The 17,635-nt window shown below is 73.9% G+C and carries 15 protein-coding genes; 1 reads left to right on the forward strand and 14 read right to left on the reverse strand.

Features of this window, described 5'->3' with window-relative positions:
- Nucleotides 1–25 precede the first annotated feature (25 nt).
- The gene (locus ACVMYR_RS08935) at nt 26–1,144 is read left to right on the forward strand and encodes a GNAT family N-acetyltransferase (protein WP_457121733.1); all 1,119 of its coding nucleotides are present in this window, start codon (nt 26–28) and stop codon (nt 1,142–1,144) included.
- A 58-nt stretch (nt 1,145–1,202) separates the two neighbouring features.
- On the opposite strand, the gene hpf is transcribed toward ACVMYR_RS08935, so the two are convergent.
- The 14 genes from hpf to ACVMYR_RS09005 form a co-directional block, all read right to left on the reverse strand.
- The gene (gene hpf / locus ACVMYR_RS08940) at nt 1,203–1,832 is read right to left on the reverse strand and encodes a ribosome hibernation-promoting factor, HPF/YfiA family (RefSeq protein ID WP_043962069.1); all 630 of its coding nucleotides are present in this window, start codon (nt 1,830–1,832) and stop codon (nt 1,203–1,205) included.
- Between the two features lie 252 nt (nt 1,833–2,084).
- A complete protein-coding gene (locus tag ACVMYR_RS08945) occupies nt 2,085–2,789 on the reverse strand; it encodes a ComF family protein (protein WP_431896267.1) in 705 nt (234 codons plus the stop codon).
- Entirely contained in the window at nt 2,789–4,603 is a 1,815-nt protein-coding gene (locus ACVMYR_RS08950) for an LpqB family beta-propeller domain-containing protein (RefSeq protein ID WP_091284035.1), read from the reverse strand. The genes ACVMYR_RS08945 and ACVMYR_RS08950 overlap by 1 nt, the downstream gene beginning before the upstream one ends.
- Complete coding sequence (gene mtrB / locus ACVMYR_RS08955; protein ID WP_077936377.1) at nt 4,600–6,354, reverse strand: MtrAB system histidine kinase MtrB; 1,755 nt, start codon at nt 6,352–6,354, stop codon at nt 4,600–4,602. Before mtrB ends, ACVMYR_RS08950 begins: the two co-directional genes overlap by 4 nt.
- A 13-nt stretch (nt 6,355–6,367) precedes the next feature.
- A complete protein-coding gene (gene mtrA, locus ACVMYR_RS08960; RefSeq protein ID WP_043962066.1) occupies nt 6,368–7,057 on the reverse strand; it encodes an MtrAB system response regulator MtrA in 690 nt (229 codons plus the stop codon).
- 74 nt (nt 7,058–7,131) lie between these two features.
- A complete protein-coding gene (gene efeB, locus ACVMYR_RS08965) occupies nt 7,132–8,412 on the reverse strand; it encodes an iron uptake transporter deferrochelatase/peroxidase subunit (protein WP_077936376.1) in 1,281 nt (426 codons plus the stop codon).
- 46 nt (nt 8,413–8,458) lie between these two features.
- Entirely contained in the window at nt 8,459–9,592 is a 1,134-nt protein-coding gene (gene efeO, locus ACVMYR_RS08970) for an iron uptake system protein EfeO (RefSeq protein WP_457121534.1), read from the reverse strand.
- Nucleotides 9,593–9,613: 21 nt separating this feature from the next.
- Nucleotides 9,614–10,507, reverse strand: a complete 894-nt coding sequence (gene efeU, locus ACVMYR_RS08975; RefSeq protein ID WP_077936374.1) for an iron uptake transporter permease EfeU — start codon at nt 10,505–10,507, stop codon at nt 9,614–9,616.
- A gap of 200 nt (nt 10,508–10,707) precedes the next feature.
- Nucleotides 10,708–12,207 (reverse strand): adenosylhomocysteinase, encoded by a 1,500-nt coding sequence (gene ahcY / locus ACVMYR_RS08980; RefSeq protein WP_457121535.1) that lies wholly within the window; start codon nt 12,205–12,207, stop codon nt 10,708–10,710.
- A gap of 352 nt (nt 12,208–12,559) precedes the next feature.
- On the reverse strand, nt 12,560–13,738 hold the full coding sequence (gene manA / locus ACVMYR_RS08985; protein WP_457121536.1) for a mannose-6-phosphate isomerase, class I: 1,179 nt from the start codon (nt 13,736–13,738) through the stop codon (nt 12,560–12,562).
- Between the two features lie 2 nt (nt 13,739–13,740).
- Nucleotides 13,741–14,766 (reverse strand): cation diffusion facilitator family transporter, encoded by a 1,026-nt coding sequence (locus ACVMYR_RS08990; RefSeq protein WP_457121537.1) that lies wholly within the window; start codon nt 14,764–14,766, stop codon nt 13,741–13,743.
- A 28-nt stretch (nt 14,767–14,794) separates the two neighbouring features.
- A complete protein-coding gene (locus tag ACVMYR_RS08995) occupies nt 14,795–15,991 on the reverse strand; it encodes an SIS domain-containing protein (protein ID WP_043962059.1) in 1,197 nt (398 codons plus the stop codon).
- Entirely contained in the window at nt 15,988–16,173 is a 186-nt protein-coding gene (locus tag ACVMYR_RS09000; protein WP_043962058.1) for a Trm112 family protein, read from the reverse strand. Before ACVMYR_RS09000 ends, ACVMYR_RS08995 begins: the two co-directional genes overlap by 4 nt.
- A gap of 62 nt (nt 16,174–16,235) precedes the next feature.
- The gene (locus ACVMYR_RS09005) at nt 16,236–17,621 is read right to left on the reverse strand and encodes a phosphomannomutase/phosphoglucomutase (RefSeq protein WP_077936369.1); all 1,386 of its coding nucleotides are present in this window, start codon (nt 17,619–17,621) and stop codon (nt 16,236–16,238) included.
- Nucleotides 17,622–17,635: the final 14 nt, after the last annotated feature.

Genomic DNA, 17,635 nt, shown 5'->3' on the forward strand with positions numbered 1-17,635 from the left:
CGCGAACGGAGATAGCCCGGTGAGCATGACGAGTGTGCCCGGCACCGTGGAGGGCGACGGGGTGCGACTGCGGCCGTACCGCGTCGGGGACGTGCCGGACGTCGCGGCGGCCTGCGCCGACCCGCTCACCCAGCGGTTCATCTCCGGCATGCCCAGCCCGTACACGGAGGCCGACGCCCGGTGGTGGGTGACCGAGGGCGCCCCGGCGGCCTGGGCCGCCGGCGGCGCCTCGTACGCGATCGCGGACCCGGCCACCGACCGGCTGCTCGGCGGCGCGGGCCTGGGCAACCTGGTGCCGGTGCGGGGTCAGGCGGAGCTGGGCTACTGGGTCGCGCCGTGGGCGCGGGGTCGCGGCGTGGCCACGGCCGCGACCCGGGCGCTCGCGGCGGCGGCCTTCGCGCACGGCACGGCCCGCCTGGAGCTGCTCACCCACCCGGAGAACACGGCCAGCCAGCGGGTCGCGCTCGCCGCCGGGTTCCGGCACGAGGGGGTACGCCGGGCGGCGAACCTGGCGCGCGGCGGCGGCCGGCAGGACCTGGTCTGCTGGGTACGCCTGGTCGACGACCCTCCCGGCCCGGTGCCCCGCCTCCTGCCGGACCTGCCCGGCGGCCGGCTCACCGACGGGGTGGTGACCGTGCGCCCGGTCGGGCCGGACGACGCGGAGGCGCTGTTCGCGCTGCACAGCCTGCCCGAGGTCGTCGCGAACCGGGTGCCCCCGCGCGCCCCGACGCCCGCCGACGTCGAGCGGCGCTGCCGGCTGGCCGGCACCCGCTGGCTGGCCGGGGAGGCGGCCGACCTGGCCATCGTGGACGCGCACACCGGCGAGCTGGCCGGCGGGTGCATGCTCTACCACGACGAGCAGGCGACCGGGCAGGCGATGGTCGGCTTCAGCCTGCTGCCCGCCGGGCGGGGGCGGGGGCTGGCCACCCGGGCGGTGCGCCTGGTCACGGGGTGGGCGTTCGACGGGGTGGGGCTGGCCCGGGTCTGGGCGGGCACCCGGCCGGAGAACGCGGCCTCGCAGCGGGTCCTGGAGCGGGCCGGCTTCACCCGGGAGGGCCTCCTGCGCGGCCGGCTGCCCGGCCCCGACGGCACCCGCGTCGACTCGGTCCAGTACGCCCGGCTCGCCACTGACGAGCCCCGCTGAACGGATCCGCCCCGCTGGCCCGTGGACGGGTCAGCGGGGCGGCCGTCGGATCAGGTGGTCAGGTGTCGAGGGAGATGATGCCGTAGTCGTAGGCGTGTCGCCGGTAGACGACGCTGGGGCGGCCGGACTCCTTGTCGTGGAACAGGTAGAAGTCGTGCCCGACCAGTTCCATCTGGAACAACGCGTCGTCGACCGTCATCGGCTCGGCGGGGTGGACCTTCGCCCGGGCGATGTGCCACGGCTGGTCGTCGGGTTCCTCCTCGAACCGCTCGGCGACGGCCGTGGCCGTGCCGGCGCCGTCGAGGGCCGCGACGGGTGCCCCGAGGCCGGCGACCGGCAGGTCGGCCGTGGCCGCCGCCACGGAGATCGGCGCGTGCCGCCCCCGGTGGACCCGGCGGCGGTCCGCCGCGCGGCGCAGCCGGTTGTCCAGCTTGGCGATCGCGGCGTCGAGCGCGCTGTAGAAATCGTCGGTGCAGGCCTCGGCCCGAATCACCGGACCACGGGAAACGCACGTTATCTCGACCCGCTGGCAATGGTCGGACTGGCGCGGATTGCGCTCGTGGAACAACTCGACATCGACGCGAATAAGCTTGTGATCGTAACGTTCGATCTTTGCGAGCTTCTCGGCTACGTGCACCCGGTAATGATCCGGGACCTCGACGTTGCGGCCCTTGACCACGATGTCCACGTGACCTCCCTTGTTCGGACGGTCTTCGATCCGGAAATCCCGGCCGGCTCGCCTTCTGGGAGACCCCACGCTCGGCGTCGACCGGGTCAGTGCGGCTACGCCTCCTCTCACCGCCGGGAGCGGGTGGGAATGCCTTCCTACCCCCGACACGAAAACGCTAACCCCTGTTCGCCCGGCAGTCACCCCCCAACGCGCAAAGCCTCAGAATTTTCACAGCTGACACACGGTCGGGTGAATCAGAAACACGTTGAGTCACGGAAGCCGGCGTTTCTCCGTGGCCGCGAGAACGGCGGCGACCGATGGTGACAGGCCGGTCGCGGTGAGCACCCGCGCGGCGGCGGCCAGCGTGACGCCGGTGGTGACGATGTCGTCGAGCAGTACGACCACCGGCGGCGGCGAGCCGGCGCGGACCGTGGGCGCGGCCGCTCCCGGCCGGGCCCGGAACGCCGACTCCGCCGCCCGGGCCCGGCCCGCGCTGTCCAGGGTCGCCGAGTCCGGCCGGGGCAGCGCCCGCAGCGGCCGGACCACCCGGGCGGGCCAGCCGGCCCCGGTGAGCCGGGCCGCCGCGTGCCGGGCCAGCCGGCCGAGGTGGTCGCCGTAGCGGGCGCGGGCCGCCGCCGCGGTGTCCGGCACCGGGACCAGCAGCACCGGCCGCGCCGCGCCGACCGAGCCGGCCACCACCTCGGCGAGCAGCCCACCCAGCGGCCGGGCCAGCCCGTGCCGGCCCCGTTCCTTGTACGCCAGCAGCGCCTCCCGCAGCGCCCCGCCGTACGGGCCGAGTGCCACGCACGGGGGCAGCCCCGGCGGGGCGGGGGTGGGGCGTACCGGCCGGGGGCGCAGCGCCGCCAGGGTGGCCACGCAGCCGGGGCAGAACCCCTGCCGGGCCGCCCGGTGCTCGCGGCAACCGGCGCACTCCACGGGCAGCACCAGGTCGGTCAGGTCCGCCCAGAGGCGCATCAGTAGAGGAAGAACGGGGCCGTCGGGTTGCCGGCCTGCGCCCCGGCCGGCGGCGGGGTCACGTCCCGCACCTCGTCCCGCTTGATCGTGTCGAACGGGCTGTTGCGGTAGGCCACCCCGTTCGCCTCGTACATCAGGTTGCCGTTGGGGAACGGCGCCACCGCGTTCAACGGGTACGACGACAGGTGGGTGACCCGGGCGCCGACGTCGCGGCGCAGCGGCGTCTCCAGGGCCCCGTCCACGCTGATGTCGTAGATCGCCGGCCGGCCGGCCGAGCCCGCCAGGTGCAGGGTGTTCTCCCCCGCCCAGTCGACGGCGGAGAGGTCGGTCAGCGAGGTGGCCAGCCGGCGGGCCGGGCCCACGGAGACCACGCCGCCGTTGAGGTTGACCGCCGCGACATACAGCGCGCCGCCGACGATGACGGCGATCCGGTGCCCGTCCAGCGACGTCGCCACCGCCGTCACCCGGCCCTCGGCGGTCAGCGGTACGGCCCGCAACTGGGCTCCGGAGTCGAAACGGTAGAGCGCGCCGTCGGCCACCACCAGGCCCTGCGGCCGGTCGGGGGCGGGCGAGCGCAGCCACACCGGCTGGCCCATCGCGGTGAACGTGCGGGTGCCACGCTGGACGATCGACACCGGCGCCGCGCCGACGCCGACCACCAGCCGCTGCCGCTTGTCCGCCCCGGCGGTCACCAGCGCGGCGCGGATCTCGTCGTGGGAGCGGCTGAACCCGGCGGCGACGACGCCCTTGTTGACGGCCTCGGTGACCGGTGCGACGCCGAGCAGCTCACCGCCGCCGAAGTCGAGCGGGTGCACCGCGCCGTCGTAGACGCAGAACCGCTGCGGGTTGCCGTCGAGCGGGTACGCCGGCCGGTCCCGCCGGCGCTGGCCGAGGTCGGGCACGGTCACCCGGGTCTGGTTGTGGATCCGCAGTTCGAGCTGGCCGTCCAGCTCCGGCAGCGACCAGGCGAGCTGGTCGACGAACTCCTCCACCCGCCGGTCGTCCGCGTCCACGGGCATGTCGAGGTTGACCTCCCACCGCCCGTCGGCCCCGGTCGCGTTGTTGATCAGCCGGGTGCCGTCGGGCAGCCGGCTCGTGCCCGGCCCCAGCCACTCCGACGGCCCGGCGGTCAGCCACTTGACCACCTCGGTGACCCGCCGCTCGTCGGGCACGGCCAGCGGCAGGTAGCGCTGGTCGGGCACCAGTTGGGTGCGGCCGGTGTTCCAGAAGTAGACGATGTGGGTCTGGTAGTACTGGCGCAGCGCCTGGTCGCTGAGCAGCAGCACGTTCGGCGGCGGGTCGGCGACGTACCAGCCGGTGTCCGGCTTGTCCTCCTGCGAGGCCGCGCGCAGCTCGAAGCGGTATTCCGTCTCGGTGGCCACCGGCGGCATGAGGGTGCCGTCGGCGCGCAGCAGGCCGATCTGCTGCACCCGCAGCGTGACCCGGGTGCCGTCGGTGCTGTCGGTGATCACCGGTGTCTCGCGCAGCCGCACCACGGTGAGGGCCACCTCGCTGGGCTGCTTCTCCTGGATCCGGCTGCGCCCCTCGGGGGCGACGAACTGCTTGACCCGGTAGTAGGCGCGGTCGGCCTCCCCGGCCGCGGCGGAGAGGAAGTTGGTGACGAAGGCCGCGCGGTCGGTGCCGCTGGCGAGGCGGTTCGGCGGCTCGTCCCGGCGGAAGCTCGACGAGCCGGACTTCGCGGCGGTGACCTGCCCGTCGACCCGGACCTCGGACCGCTCGGGGATGCCGCAGCCGGCCGCCCCGGTGAGCAGGAGCACCCCGGCGAGCAGCCCGGCGAGCCGGCGGCGGGTCACGAACCCACCTCGGCCCGGTCCTCGGCCCCCGCCGCCGGCCCGATGGCCAGGGCGCCGCCGGGGCCCGGGCCGATGGCGAGCAGCCCGCCGGCCCGGGGGCCGCCGAAGGGCAGGGTCGCGTCGGCGGGCACGAGCCGCAGCGGTGACGTGGTCAGCCGGTCGCCGGCCCGGGCCGGCAGGGTGAGCCGGAACTGGGCGCCCTGGCCGGGCGAGCCCCACGCCTCCAGCCAGCCGCCGTGCAGCCGGGCGTCCTCCAGGCTGATGGACAGGCCGAGGCCCGTGCCGCCGGTCTGCCGCGCCCGGGACGGGTCGGCCCGCCAGAACCGGTTGAAGACCAGCTTCTCCTCGCCCGGCTTGAGGCCGACCCCGTGGTCGCGGACGGTGACCGCGACGGCCGCCCGGTCCTGGCCGAGGGTGATCCGGACGGGCTTGCCCTCGCCGTGCTCGACGGCGTTGCCGACCAGGTTGCGCAGCACCCGCTCGACGCGGCGCGGGTCCACCTCGGCGATCACCGGGGCGTCCGGCAGGTCGAGGTCGATGGTGACGCCGACCCGCTCGGCCAGCCCGGCCAGCCGGTCGGCGACCCGGTGCACGACCGGGACCAGGTCGGTCGGCTCGGCGTCCAGCATGGCGAACCCGGCGTCGAACCGGCTGATCTCCAGCAGGTCGGTGAGCAGCTCCTCGAAGCGGTCCAGCTCGGCCTGGAGCAGCTCGGCGCTGCGGGCCACGGCCGGCTCGAACTCCTCCCGCTCGGCGAAGATCAGGTCGGCGGCCATCCGGACGGTGGTCAGCGGGGTGCGCAGCTCGTGCGAGACGTCGGAGGTGAACCGGCGCTGCAACCGGGACATCTCCTCCAGCCGGAGGATCTGCCGTTGCAGGTTGGTCGCCATCTGGTTGAACGAGGCGGCCAGCAGCGCCAGGTCGTCCTCGCCGTTGACCACCATCCGCTGGTCGAGCAGGCCGGCGGAGAGCCGCTGGGCGGTGCGGGCGGCCACCCGCACGGGCGTCACCACCAGCCGGGTCACCAGGGCGGCGAGCAGGCCGAGCAGCAGCACCAGGGCCGCCCCGGTGGCCACCACGGTGGCCCGGGCGTCGGTCGCCGTGGCGTCCTGCCGGGTCAGCGGGACGAGGTAGTAGAGCTCCACCTGGCCGAACCGGGTCGGCACCGGGGAGCCGTACACCAGGTATTTCGTGGTGTCGCCGGTGAGCCGGCCGGTGCGGATCTGGCTGGCGATGTTGCCGTCGGCGACGGTGGCCCGCAGCTCCCGGCTGATCAGCGGGCGGACGTCGACGTCGGGCGAGAAGCGCGGCTCGATGATCCCGGTGTAGTTGTCGGCGGTGATCGCCACCACCACCCCGCTGGTCTGCTGCGGGTCGCCGCCGGCCAGGTAGTTGACCGTGCCGTCGATGGTGTCCTGGAGCTGGGCCTCCTGCGCCTGGCTGAACAGGCTGAACTGCTTGGCCGCGTAGTCGCTGCCGCTGCTGAGCCGCAGCCGGACGTCGGTCTCGGCGTTCTCCAGCAGGATGTTGGTGATCTTGTCGGCGATGAGGTAGGCGAAACCGCCCACGAGCAGGCTGGACGTGACCAGTGTGATGGTCACCACCCGGAGCTGGAGCGAGCGACGCCACGTCTGGTGCGCGCCCGCCAGCAGCCGCGCCACCCGCCCGGACAGCGCGCGCCACAGCTCCCGCGCGGCGGGTGGCCGGCGGGTGACGGTGGGTGCGGGACCGGGAGGCGGGGAGGTGGTCACAGTGCGACCAAGGCTATCCCGTGCCCGCCTTGTAGCCCACGCCCCGCACCGTCAGGATGATTTCCGGCCGCTCCGGATCCGGCTCGATCTTGGCCCGCAGCCGCTGCACGTGCACGTTGACCAGCCGGGTGTCGGCGGCGTGCCGATAGCCCCAGACCTGCTCCAGCAGCACCTCGCGGGTGAAGACCTGGCGCGGCTTGCGGGCGAGCGCGACCAGCAGGTCGAACTCCAGCGGCGTCAGCTTCACCTCCTCGCCGTTGCGGCTCACCGTGTGCGCCGGCACGTCGATGCTGATCTGGTTGCCGGGCGGACCGATGGTCAGCAGCTCGGGGGCCACGTCCTCGCCCCGGCGCAGCCGGGCCCGCATCCGGGCCACCAGCTCCTTGGGCTTGAACGGCTTGACCACGTAGTCGTCCGCGCCGGATTCCAAGCCGAGCACCACGTCCACCGTGTCGCTCTTGGCCGTCAGCATCACGATCGGCACGCCCGACTCACCCCGGATCGCCCGGGCCACGTCGATGCCGCTCATCCCGGGCAGCATCAGGTCGAGCAGGACGATGTCGGGCCGGTTCTCCCGGAACGCGGCCAGCGCCCGTTCCCCGTCGGCGACGAACGAGGGCAGGAAACCCTCGCTGCGCAGGACGATGCCGAGCATCTCGGCGAGCGCGGGGTCGTCATCGACCACCAGTACCCGGGCTCTCATGGGATCTATACTTCCATCCCCGTTCCGGTCGGTGGGACCGGCACCGTCCCGGGAGTCGCCGGCGGGCCACCTCGTCAGCCGAACAGGGCCCGCCCCCAGTGGTCGCCGCCGTCGCGTACGCCCGGCGGGCAGGCGAAGATGCCGCTGGAGACGTGCCGCAGATATTCGTTCATCGCGTCGTTGCGGGCCAGCCGGGTCTGGATGGGCACGAACTGCTTGCGCGGGTCCCGCTGGTAGGCGATGAAGAACAGCCCGGCGTCGAGCCGGCCCAGCCCGTCGGAGCCGTCCACGAAGTTGTAGCCCCGCCGCAGCAGCCGCGCCCCGTCGTTGGCGTCGGGGTGGGCCAGCCGCACGTGCGACGTCGCGGCGATCACCGGCTGGCCGTCGTCGCCCTTCGCGGCGAAGTCGGGCTCGTCGAACTCGTCCCCCTTGCCCAGCGGCGCGCCGCTGCCCTTGGTCCGGCCGACGATCTGCTCCTGCTCGACCAGCGAGCTGCGGTCCCAGGTCTCGACGAGCATCCGGATCTTCCGGGTGACCAGGTACGACCCGCCCGTCATCCAGTCCGGGCCGTCGCCGGGCTGCACCCACAGGTGCTCGCGCAGCAGCCCGCCGTCCTCGGCCTTGAGGTTGGCCGTGCCGTCCTTGAAGCCGAACAGGTTGCGCGGGGTCGCCTGCCCCGTCGAGGTCGACGAGGTGCGCCCGAACCCGAGCTGCGACCAGCGGACGCTGACCACGCCCATGCCGATGCGGGCCAGGTTGCGGATGGCGTGCACCGCCACCTGGGGGTCATTGGCGCAGGCCTGCACGCAGAGGTCGCCGCCGGAGATCTCCGGCCGCAGCGCGTCCCCGGCGAAGTGCGGCAGGTCGACCAGCGCGGCGGGCCGGCGGTCGGCGAGGCCGAACCGGTCCCGCCCCTGGGCGTCGCGGAACAGCGTCGGCCCGAAGCCGATGGTGAGGGTGAGCTGGGACGGGGGCAGCCCGAGCGCCTCGCCGGTGTCGTCCGGCGGGGCCTCCGGCACGCCGCCGACCGCGCCGATCACCCCGGCGTCCTTCCCGGCGGTCATCCGGGCGGCGGCGGCCGTCCACTCGCCGAGCAGCTCGACCAGGCGGGCCCGGTCCTTGGTGACCACGTCGAAGGCGACGAAGTGCAGCCGGTCCTGGGCCGGGGTGGTGATGCCAGCCTGGTGCTCGCCGTGGAAGGGCACCGCGCCGGCCGCCGCGCCCTGGTCGGCCGAGGCGCGCTCCGCCCCGCCGCGGACCAGCGCGCCGGCCCCGGCGGCGACGCCCGCCACCCCGGCGACCCCCGCGCCGGCGAGCGTGATCGCCCGCCGCCGGGACAGTCTGCTCGCGCTCATCGCTGCACCCCTTCCTGCTCGTCGGCGCGTGCGCCGGGGACGTACGTCACCGGGCGACGACCGCGGCGACCTTGCTGATCGGCTCGGCCAGCGCGTTGATGCTGTCGGACAGCTCCTTCAGCTCGGCCTTGCTCAGCGCGGTGTGCAGCTTCCAGCCGTCGCCGTCGCGGTGCCTGCCCAGCGCCGTCTCCACGTTGGCGAACTCGGCGTCGAGCTGGGTGACCAGCTCGGGGGCGCGCTGCTCCAGGGCCGGGCGCAGCGCGGCGATGGCGGCCTTCGAGCCCTCCAGGTTGGCGTTGAAGTCCCACAGGTCGGTGTGCGAGTACCGCTCCTCCTCGCCGGTGATCTTGCCGCTGGCGACCTCGTCGAGCAGCGCCTTCGCGCCGTTGGCGAGCTGGAGCGGGGTGAGCTTCTCGGCGTTGGCCTTGGCGACGATCGCCTTGACGTCGGTGAGCAGCTGGTCGGCGATCGGGCCGTCGGCGCTGATGTCGCCGGTGGTCCAGAGGTCCTTCTCGATCCGGTGGAAGCCGGTGAACTCCATGCCCTCCTCGACGACCTCCTCGCGGCCGTCGATCTTCGGGTCGAGGTCGCCGAAGCTCTCCGCGACCGGCTCGATCCGCTCCCAGTAGGTGCGGGCCACCGGGTACAGCGCCTTGGCCTTGGCCACGTCGCCGGCCTTGACGGCGGCGACGAACTCCTCGGTCTTCGTCAGCAGCGCGGCGGTCTGGCTGGCCACGTACCGCTGGTAGCTCGCGGTGGCCTCGGCCAGCGCGGCGTCGGGGGCGACGGTCGCGGCGGTGCCGCTGACCTTCAGCGCCCCCCGGATCCCCTTGCCGCTCATCCCGGGCTTGCAGGCCGTCTCGTACGTCCCGGCGGGCAGCTCCACGCGCAGCTCGCGCTTGAGCCCGGGGGCGATGTTCTCGACCTCGCCCATCACCCGGTCCCCGGCGGCGTAGACGTAGAACTCGGTCACCTTCGCGCCGGAGTTCGTCACCTCGAAGACGGTCTGGCCGGCGGCCAGCTCGGTCCGGCCGACCTCGCAGGCGGTGTCGCTCGCCTTGACGGCGATCGGGCCGCCGTCGGCCGTGCCGGCGTCCTTCTCCTGCCCGCCGCAGGCGGCGAGGCCGGTGGTGGCGAGCGCGCCGGCGGCGGCGAGCACCAGGAAGCGGGTGGTACGCATCGGGGTTTCTCCTCGGGATGGTCAGGCGCGCGGCGACGCGGGCGCCGTTCCGGTGGGCTCGGTGACGCCGGCGGCACCCGCCGACGGGGCGGGCGCGCTCGCGCCGGCGGGAGGGGCGGGGCGGCGCAGGAAGAGCACCAGCACCGGCACCGCGTACGCGACCCAGGCGACCGTCTCCAGCACGCTCGGGGCGGGGGTCACGTTGAACATCCCGGCGAGCAGGGCGGCGTACCAGGTGCTCGGGTCGAGGGTCGCGCTGATGTCGAAGGCCAGGTCGTTGAGGCCCGGCAGGACCCCGGCCTCCTGGAAGTCGTGCACGCCGTACTTGAGGATGCCGGCGGCGACCAGGATCAGCAGCGCGCCGGTCCAGGTGAAGAACGTCGACAGGTTGATCCGCAGGGCGCTGAAGTAGAGACCCACGCCGATCGCCACGGCGCTGGCGATGCCGGCGAGCAGGGCCAGCAGCGGGCCGCTGTCGCCGGCCGCGCCCTGGGCGGCGGAGTAGAAGATGAGCGCGGTCTCCAGCCCCTCGCGGATCACGGCGAGGAAGGCCATCCCGGCGACCGCGAGGGAGCCGACCGCGAGCGCCTCGCTGAGCCGGCCGCGCAGCTCGCCGGCCATCGTGCGGGCCGCCCGGCGCATCCAGAAGATCATCCAGGTGACGAAGACGACGGCCGCCACCGAGGTGACCGCCTCGAACAGCTCCCGGTCCTCCGAGCGGGCCAGCAGCGAGGTCGAGGTGTATTCGATCAGCCAGCCGAAGAGCACCGACAGCGCCACCGCGAGCCCGACGCCGCCCCACACCTGCGGCAGCCGGTCCCGGCGCTGCGACTTCACGAGGAAGGCGACCAGGATGCTGACCACGAGGGTCGCTTCCAGGCCCTCGCGCAGGCCGATCAGGTAGGTGGCGAACATCGGTGCTCCGTGATCGATCAGGTTGCCTCGGTTAACTTAGGGCAGCCATACCTTCCTCCCGTCGACCCGGCTCCGTCAAGTTGTTCTTCGCCACGTCACCCGCCCGGCCACGGCGCACCGCGGGGCCGCCGCCGCGACCCCCGCACGCGAAGGGACCGGGCCCGCCGCCGTGCGGCCGACCCGGTCCCTGTCGTGCTGGCTCAGTACCGGTAGTGCTCCGGCTTGAACGGGCCCTCCGGGGAGACGCCCAGGTAGGCGGCCTGCTCCTTGGTCAGCGTGCTCAGCTTCGCGCCGAGCGCACCGAGGTGCAGCCGGGCGACCTTCTCGTCGAGGTGCTTCGGCAGCACGTAGACGCCGATCGGGTATTCCTCGGTCTTGGTGAACAGCTCGATCTGGGCGATCGTCTGGTTGGCGAACGAGTTCGACATCACGAAGCTCGGGTGGCCGGTGGCGTTGCCCAGGTTCAGCAGGCGACCCTCGGAGAGCACGATGATCGCGTGCCCGTCGGCGAACCGCCACAGGTCAACCTGCGGCTTGATGTTGATCCGCTCGACGTCGGAGCGCTTGGCCAGGCCGGCCATGTCGATCTCGTTGTCGAAGTGCCCGATGTTGCCGACGATGGCCTGGTGCTTCATCCGGGCCATGTGCTCGTTGGTGATGACGTCGAAGCAGCCGGTGGCGGTGATGAAGATGTCGGCCTGCTCGACGACGTCGTCCAGGGTGGCGACCTGGTAGCCGTCCATCGCCGCCTGAAGGGCGCAGATCGGGTCGACCTCGGTCACCACGACCCGGGCGCCCTGGCCGCGCAGCGACTCGGCGCAGCCCTTGCCCACGTCGCCGTAGCCGAGCACGACGGCCATCTTGCCGCCGATCAGCACGTCGGTGGCCCGGTTGATGCCGTCGATCAGCGAGTGGCGGCAGCCGTACTTGTTGTCGAACTTGCTCTTGGTGACCGAGTCGTTGACGTTGATGGCCGGGAAGAGCAGCGTGCCGGCGCGGTGCATCTCGTAGAGCCGGTGCACGCCGGTGGTGGTCTCCTCGGTCACGCCCTTGATGCCGGCGGCGATCCGGGTCCACCGCTGCCCGTTGGAGGCGAGGGAGCGGTGCAGCACCTCCAGGATGACCGCGTACTCCTCGGAGTCGGCCGACTCCACCGGCGGCACGACACCGGACTTCTCGAACTCGACGCCCTTGTGGACGAGCAGGGTCGCGTCGCCGCCGTCGTCGAGGATCATGTTGGGGCCCTGACCGTCGGGCCAGTCGAGCACCCGCTCGGTGCACCACCAGTATTCCTGGAGGCTCTCGCCCTTCCAGGCGTAGACCGGGACGCCGGCCGGCGCGTCGGGGGTGCCGTCCGGGCCGACGACGATCGCGGCGGCGGCGTGGTCCTGAGTGGAGAAGATGTTGCACGACGCCCAGCGGACCTGCGCGCCGAGCGCGACCAGGGTCTCGATCAGCACGGCGGTCTGGATCGTCATGTGCAGGGAGCCGGTGATGCGCGCCCCGGCGAGGGGCTGCGCCTGCGCGAACTCGCGGCGGATCGCCATCAGGCCCGGCATCTCGTGCTCGGCGAGCTGGATCTCCTTGCGCCCGAACTCGGCGAGCGACAGATCCGCCACCTTGTAGTCGCCCTCGGCGAGGGTGCTCGGCCGGGCCTCGGACGGCGTGCCGTGGTGGGCCGCCGGGAGGGTGCTGGTCATGGAAGCTCCTGTCGAACGAACGAAGTGCTGCGCGACCCTCCACCTTACGCGCGGAGACGGACAGCGCACGGGGCGGTCGGTCGCGAGCGGACTGTCCGCCCACGGTCCGGCCGCCCCGTGCATCCCCCCGGTTTGGTTCCCCGCGCGCCGCCGGACCTTCGTCGCGGTGACGCTGCGCACCTAAGAAGTTACCCGGAGGCAGCGCGTCGTCAAGTCATTTCGGGAATATCCGATTTGTGTCGCCGGGATCCGCCAGGCCGATCCCGGCGCACCCGCCGCTGTCGGGTGCCCCGCCGCAGGCAGGCCGGACGAGCCTCAGACACGCCAGGCCAAGCCGGACCCAAGCCCGGCTTTAGCCGGGCCCTAGGGCGCCTCGGTCCAACCCGCTGGTCGCCACGTACGCCTCGCCCTCGCCGTCGAGGACGAGCGGCCCCGCGTCGGCGGGGCCGATCGCGGCCTGCCCCGGAGCGAGGATCACCGCGCCCGTCCCGTCGTCGGCCGAGACCTTCCCGGCGCGGCAGAGCACCACGCGGGGCCCCGGCACCGCGAGCCGCACCGGCGCACCGGCCACGACCGCCCGGCACAGCGCGAAGTCGTCGACCGGCACCGGCCAGCGCACCACGCCCGGCGCCACCTGCTCCGGGGTCACCAGCGGGTCGCCGAGCACCTCGAAGCGCAGCACCCGCAGCAGCTCGTCGACGTCGACCCGCTTCGGGGTCAGGCCGCCGCGCAGCACGTTGTCGCTGGCCGCCATGATCTCCACGCCGGTGCCGCGCAGGTAGGCGTGCAGGTTGCCGGCCGGCATCCAGATCGCCTCCCCCGGCGCGAGCCGCACGTGGTGCAGCAGCAGCGCCACCAGCACCCCGGGGTCGCCGGGGTAGTGGGCGGCCAGCGCGTGCGCCAGCGCCGCGTCCGGCCCGGCGGCCCCCGCGGCGAGCACGGCCTCCACCAGCCCCGCCCGCTCGGCCTCCGGCCAGCTCAGCAGCAGCCGGACGGCCTCCCGCAGCCCCGCCGGGCCCTCGTGCAGCGCCGCCACCACCGGCTCCAGCGCCCGTACGCCGAAGGCGGCCAGCGCCGCGGCCGACACCGCCGGGTCGCGGAAGCCGCACAGCGCCGAGAACGGCGTGAGCGCGACCAGCAGCTCCGGCTTGTGGTGGGGGTCGACGTAGTTGCGCTCCCCCACCGGACGCGCCGCGTCGGCCGCGTACCCGGCGCGGGCCTGCTCCGCGTCGGGGTGCGCCTGCAGGCTCAGCGGGGTCTCGGCGGCGAGCACCTTGAGCAGGAACGGCAGCCGGGGGCCGAATCGGCGCACCGACTGCTCGCCGAGCCAGCGCCCCGGCTCGGCCGCCAGCACGTCGAGCAGGCTCACCGGCTCGCCGTCGCGCTGCACGCTGGCCGGGGCACCCGGGTGCGCGCCCAGCCACAGCTCCGCCTCCGGCCCGGGGCTCGGCACCGACCGCCCCTGCAACCCGGCGATCGCCGAGCGCGAACCCCAGGCGTAGTCCCGGATCGGGCCGTGCAGCGGTTCCATGGTCAGCCCCCGGCGTGCGACTCGTCCGCGCCGGCCACCGCCGCCTGCGGCGCGACGGCCTCCGGCGTGGCGACGGCGGTGTGCGCGGCGGCACCGGTGCCGGCCCGCTGCGCCGTGGCGGACCAGATGTCCGGCTCCAGATAGATCACCCGGGCGACCGGGACAGCCGCCCGGATCCGCGCCTCGACGGCGTTGATCCCCCGGGCCAGTTCCTCGGCGCTCTCGCACGCCGGCACCGCGATCTTCGCGGCCACCAGCAGCTCCTCCGGGCCCAGGTAGAGCGTCTTCATGTGGATGATCCGCTCCACCTCCGGGCCGTCGGTGACGGCCCGCTCGATGGTCGCCACGTCGGTCGCCTCGGCGCCCTCGCCGAGCAGCAGGCTCTTGGTCTCGATCGCCAGGGTGACCGCGATGACCACCAGCAGCACACCGATCATCGCCGTGCCGGCCGCGTCCCACATGCCGTTGCCGGTGATCAGGGTCATCCCGACGCCGAACAGGGCGAAGACCAGACCGACCAGCGCGCCGAAGTCCTCCAGCAGCACCACCGGCAGCTCGGGGGCCTTGGACCGGCGGATGAACCGCACCCAGGACTGGTTGCCCCGGATGAGGTTCGACTCCACGATCGCCGTGCGGAAGGAGAAGCTCTCCATCACGATCGCCGCCACCAGCACGACGACCGGCACCCACTGCCAGCTCTCGATCGGGTGCGGGTCGGCCGCCTTGTGCCAAGCCTCGTAGAGCGCGAACAGGCCGCCGAGGCTGAACAGCACGATGGCCACGATGAACGCGTAGACGTAGCGCTCCCGGCCGTACCCGAAGGGGTGCTGCGGGGTGGCCTCGCGCCGGGCCCGCTTGCCGCCGAGCAGCAGCAGGCCCTGGTTGCCCGAGTCGGCCACCGAGTGGATCGACTCGGCGAGCATCGACGAGGAGCCCGTCAACAGGAACGCGATGAACTTCGTGACCGCGATGCCGACGTTGGCCAGCAGGGCCGCGACGATCGCCTTCGTGCCGCCGTTGGCGCTCACCGCTGTCCCCGTTCGATGCCGCACGTGCTCACTGGTTTGCCAGCTCCTTCATCTCGGTGATGGCCGGAACCGCCATCGGGTCCAGCCCGTGTGCCAGGGCGAGGTAGACGGAGGCGAAGTCGGGCACCGCCACCAGCGAGGCGAGCCGCTCCAGCGCGGAGCCGCCCTCGGCCGTCACCACGTCGCAGCGGACCCCGCGCCGCTCGGCGAGCGTCTGCACGGCGTCGGCCCGGCGCTCCTCGACCGCCAGCGGCTCGTCGGCGTCGTCCTCGGCGTTGAGCCCGCCGTCGCGCAGCAGCACCAGCCGCAGCCGGGTGCCGTCGCCGTCGGACTCGCCCGGGTCGGCGAAGATGTCCCGCTCCCCCTCAGCCAGCCCGCCGAACACGCCATCGAGCAGGCCGACGCGGCCCCGGCCGGCCTCGCCGAGCGCCCCGCTGACCACCGGGTAGCGGGCGTTGGCCGACAGGGTGTCGCCGAACCGGCGGGCCGCGACGGTCGCCAGCGGCGACGAGCCCCAGACGATCGGCACCGAGCCGGCCAGCCCCAGGGCCAGCGACTTCGCCGGGTTGACGAACGACTCGGCCGTGGGACGGCAGCGGTCGGCGTCGGCGTCGAGCCGCGCCGCCGTCTCCGCGAGATCCGCCTCGTTGACCTTCACGAGCCCGAGCGTACGGGCGGCGAGCAGAACCGGCACGGTGAGCGCCCACAGGCTGGCCCGGGCCGGGGCGCGGCGGGGCACCGGGATGAACGGCGCCCGGGCCCGCTCGGCCACCGACTGCAACTGCGAGTCGGGCGCGCCGACGGCGACCAGGCGGGCCCCCCGACGGTGGGCGGCCTCGGCCGCGCCGAGTGCCTCGGGGCTGCGGCCGGAGGCGCTGACCGCGATCACCACGTCGGCCGCGCCCACCCAGCCGGGCACACCGGCGCTGCGGTGCGGGATGACCGGCACCGGGCAGCGCGGCCCGGCGACCGTGGCCAGCACGTCCCCGGTACGCCCGGCGGTGCCGATGCCGGCGATGACGACCGCCCGGGGGCGGCCCTCGTCGGCGAGCACGGTGAGGTTGGCCTCGGCCGCCAGAGCGGCGGACTCCCGCACCTGCGCCCCGGCCGAGGCCATGAACCGCAGCATGCCGCCCGGGTCGTGCTCGGCGAGGGCGTCCGGGTTGTCCAGCAGGGCCTCGTCGGCGTGCCGGTGCCCGCTGACACCGGCCGTCCCCTCCATCACGACTGCTGCGCGGGTCCGCCGCGCGCCTCGTCGAGCAGCAGCACCGGCACGTCGTCGCGCACCTCGAAGATCCGCCCGCACTCGGTGCAGGTCAGCGTCTGTGCCCCCGCGTCGTAGTCGAGGGGGGCGTGGTGTGTGTCCGGACAGGCGAGGATCTCGAGCAACTGCGGGTCCAGGGCCATGGTGCGGCTCCTTCCACGGGTGCGTAGGCGGCGGTCGGCGGTGCCGGCCGGCGCAGGGGATCTTATCGGCGAACCCGGTCGAGCACCTCGTCGCGGAGGGAGATCATCCGTTCCTCGGTCGGTGCCTCGACGTTCAGCCGCAGCAGCGGCTCGGTGTTGCTGGCGCGCAGGTTGAACCAGGCGCCGTCGGGGAAGCTCAGGGTCAGCCCGTCCAGCTCGTCGACCGCCGCCTGCGGGTACGCGGCCCGCACCTGCGCGATGCTCGCCGCCTGGTCGGCCACCGTGGAGTTGATCTCGCCGGAGGCGACGTAGCGCTCGTACTCGCGGGCCAGCTCGGACAGGGGCAGGGCCTGCCCACCGAGCGCCGCGAGCGCGTGCATGGCGGCCAGCATGCCGGTGTCGGCGAACCAGAACTCGCGGAAGTAGTAGTGGGCGGAGTGCTCGCCGCCGAAGACGGCGTTGGTGCGGGCCATCTCGGCCTTGATGAAGGAGTGGCCGACCCGGGTCACCACCGGCTCGCCGCCGTGCTCGCGGATGATCTCCGGCACCGCGCGCGAGGTGATCGGGTTGTGGATCACCGTGGAGCCGGGGTGCTTGGCCAGCTCGCGGACCGCCACCAGGGCGGTGATCGCCGACGGGGAGACCGGCTCGCCGCGCTCGTCGACCACGAAGCAGCGGTCGGCGTCACCGTCGAACGCCAGCCCCAAGTCGGCGCCGTGCTCGCGGACGGCCCGCTGGAGGTCGACCAGGTTGGCCGGGTCCAGCGGGTTGGCCTCGTGGTTGGGAAAGGTGCCGTCCAGCTCGAAGTAGAGCGGCACGATCTCCAGCGGCAGCGCGGGCAGCACGGCGTCGCCGAGCACGCTCGGCACCGTCCAGCCGCCCATCCCGTTGCCCGCGTCGACCACGACCTTCAGCGGCCGGATGCCGGACAGGTCGACCAGCTTGCGCAGGTGGGCCGCGTACTCCGGGCGCAGGTCGCGCCGCTGCGTCGGCCGCGTCGGCGCGCCGGCCGGACGGACGGCCCCGGAGTCGAGCAGGGCCTGCGCCCGGTCCCGGATCTCGGTCAGCCCGCTGTCCTGGCCGATCGGGCGGGCGCCGGCCCGGCACATCTTGATGCCGTTGTACTGCGCCGGGTTGTGACTGGCGGTGAACATCGCCCCGGGCAGGCCGAGGGTGCCGGAGGCGTAGTAGAGCATGTCGGTGGAGGCGAGCCCCAACTCGATCACCGAGCGGCCCTCGGCCCGGACGCCCGCGGCGAACGCCTCCGCCAGGCCCGGCCCGCTGGCCCGCATGTCGTGCGCGATCACGACCGCGTCGCCGGGCTCACCGGCGGCGGCGAGCACCTGCCCGAAGGCGGCCCCCAGGGCCTCGGCGACCCGTTCGTCCCATTGGTCCGGCACCGTCCCACGGACGTCGTACGCCTTCACGATCCGGGACAGATCAGACACGCGCTTCGCTCCTT

The sequence above is a fragment of the Micromonospora sp. PTRAS2 genome (assembly GCF_054052245.1).

Bases quoted from the DNA above. Each gene is read 5' to 3' on its own strand.
- ACVMYR_RS08935 (WP_457121733.1), top strand. From the start codon at position 26: ATGACGAGTGTGCCCGGCACCGTGGAGGGCGACGGGGTGCGACTGCGG.
- ACVMYR_RS08945 (WP_431896267.1), bottom strand. From the start codon at position 2,789: ATGCGCCTCTGGGCGGACCTGACCGACCTGGTGCTGCCCGTGGAGTGC.
- ahcY (WP_457121535.1), bottom strand. From the start codon at position 12,207: ATGACCAGCACCCTCCCGGCGGCCCACCACGGCACGCCGTCCGAGGCC.
- manA (WP_457121536.1), bottom strand. From the start codon at position 13,738: ATGGAACCGCTGCACGGCCCGATCCGGGACTACGCCTGGGGTTCGCGC.
- ACVMYR_RS09000 (WP_043962058.1), bottom strand. From the start codon at position 16,173: ATGGCCCTGGACCCGCAGTTGCTCGAGATCCTCGCCTGTCCGGACACA.
- efeO (WP_457121534.1), bottom strand. From the start codon at position 9,592: ATGCGTACCACCCGCTTCCTGGTGCTCGCCGCCGCCGGCGCGCTCGCC.
- efeB (WP_077936376.1), bottom strand. From the start codon at position 8,412: ATGAGCGCGAGCAGACTGTCCCGGCGGCGGGCGATCACGCTCGCCGGC.
- mtrA (WP_043962066.1), bottom strand. From the start codon at position 7,057: ATGAGAGCCCGGGTACTGGTGGTCGATGACGACCCCGCGCTCGCCGAG.
- efeU (WP_077936374.1), bottom strand. From the start codon at position 10,507: ATGTTCGCCACCTACCTGATCGGCCTGCGCGAGGGCCTGGAAGCGACC.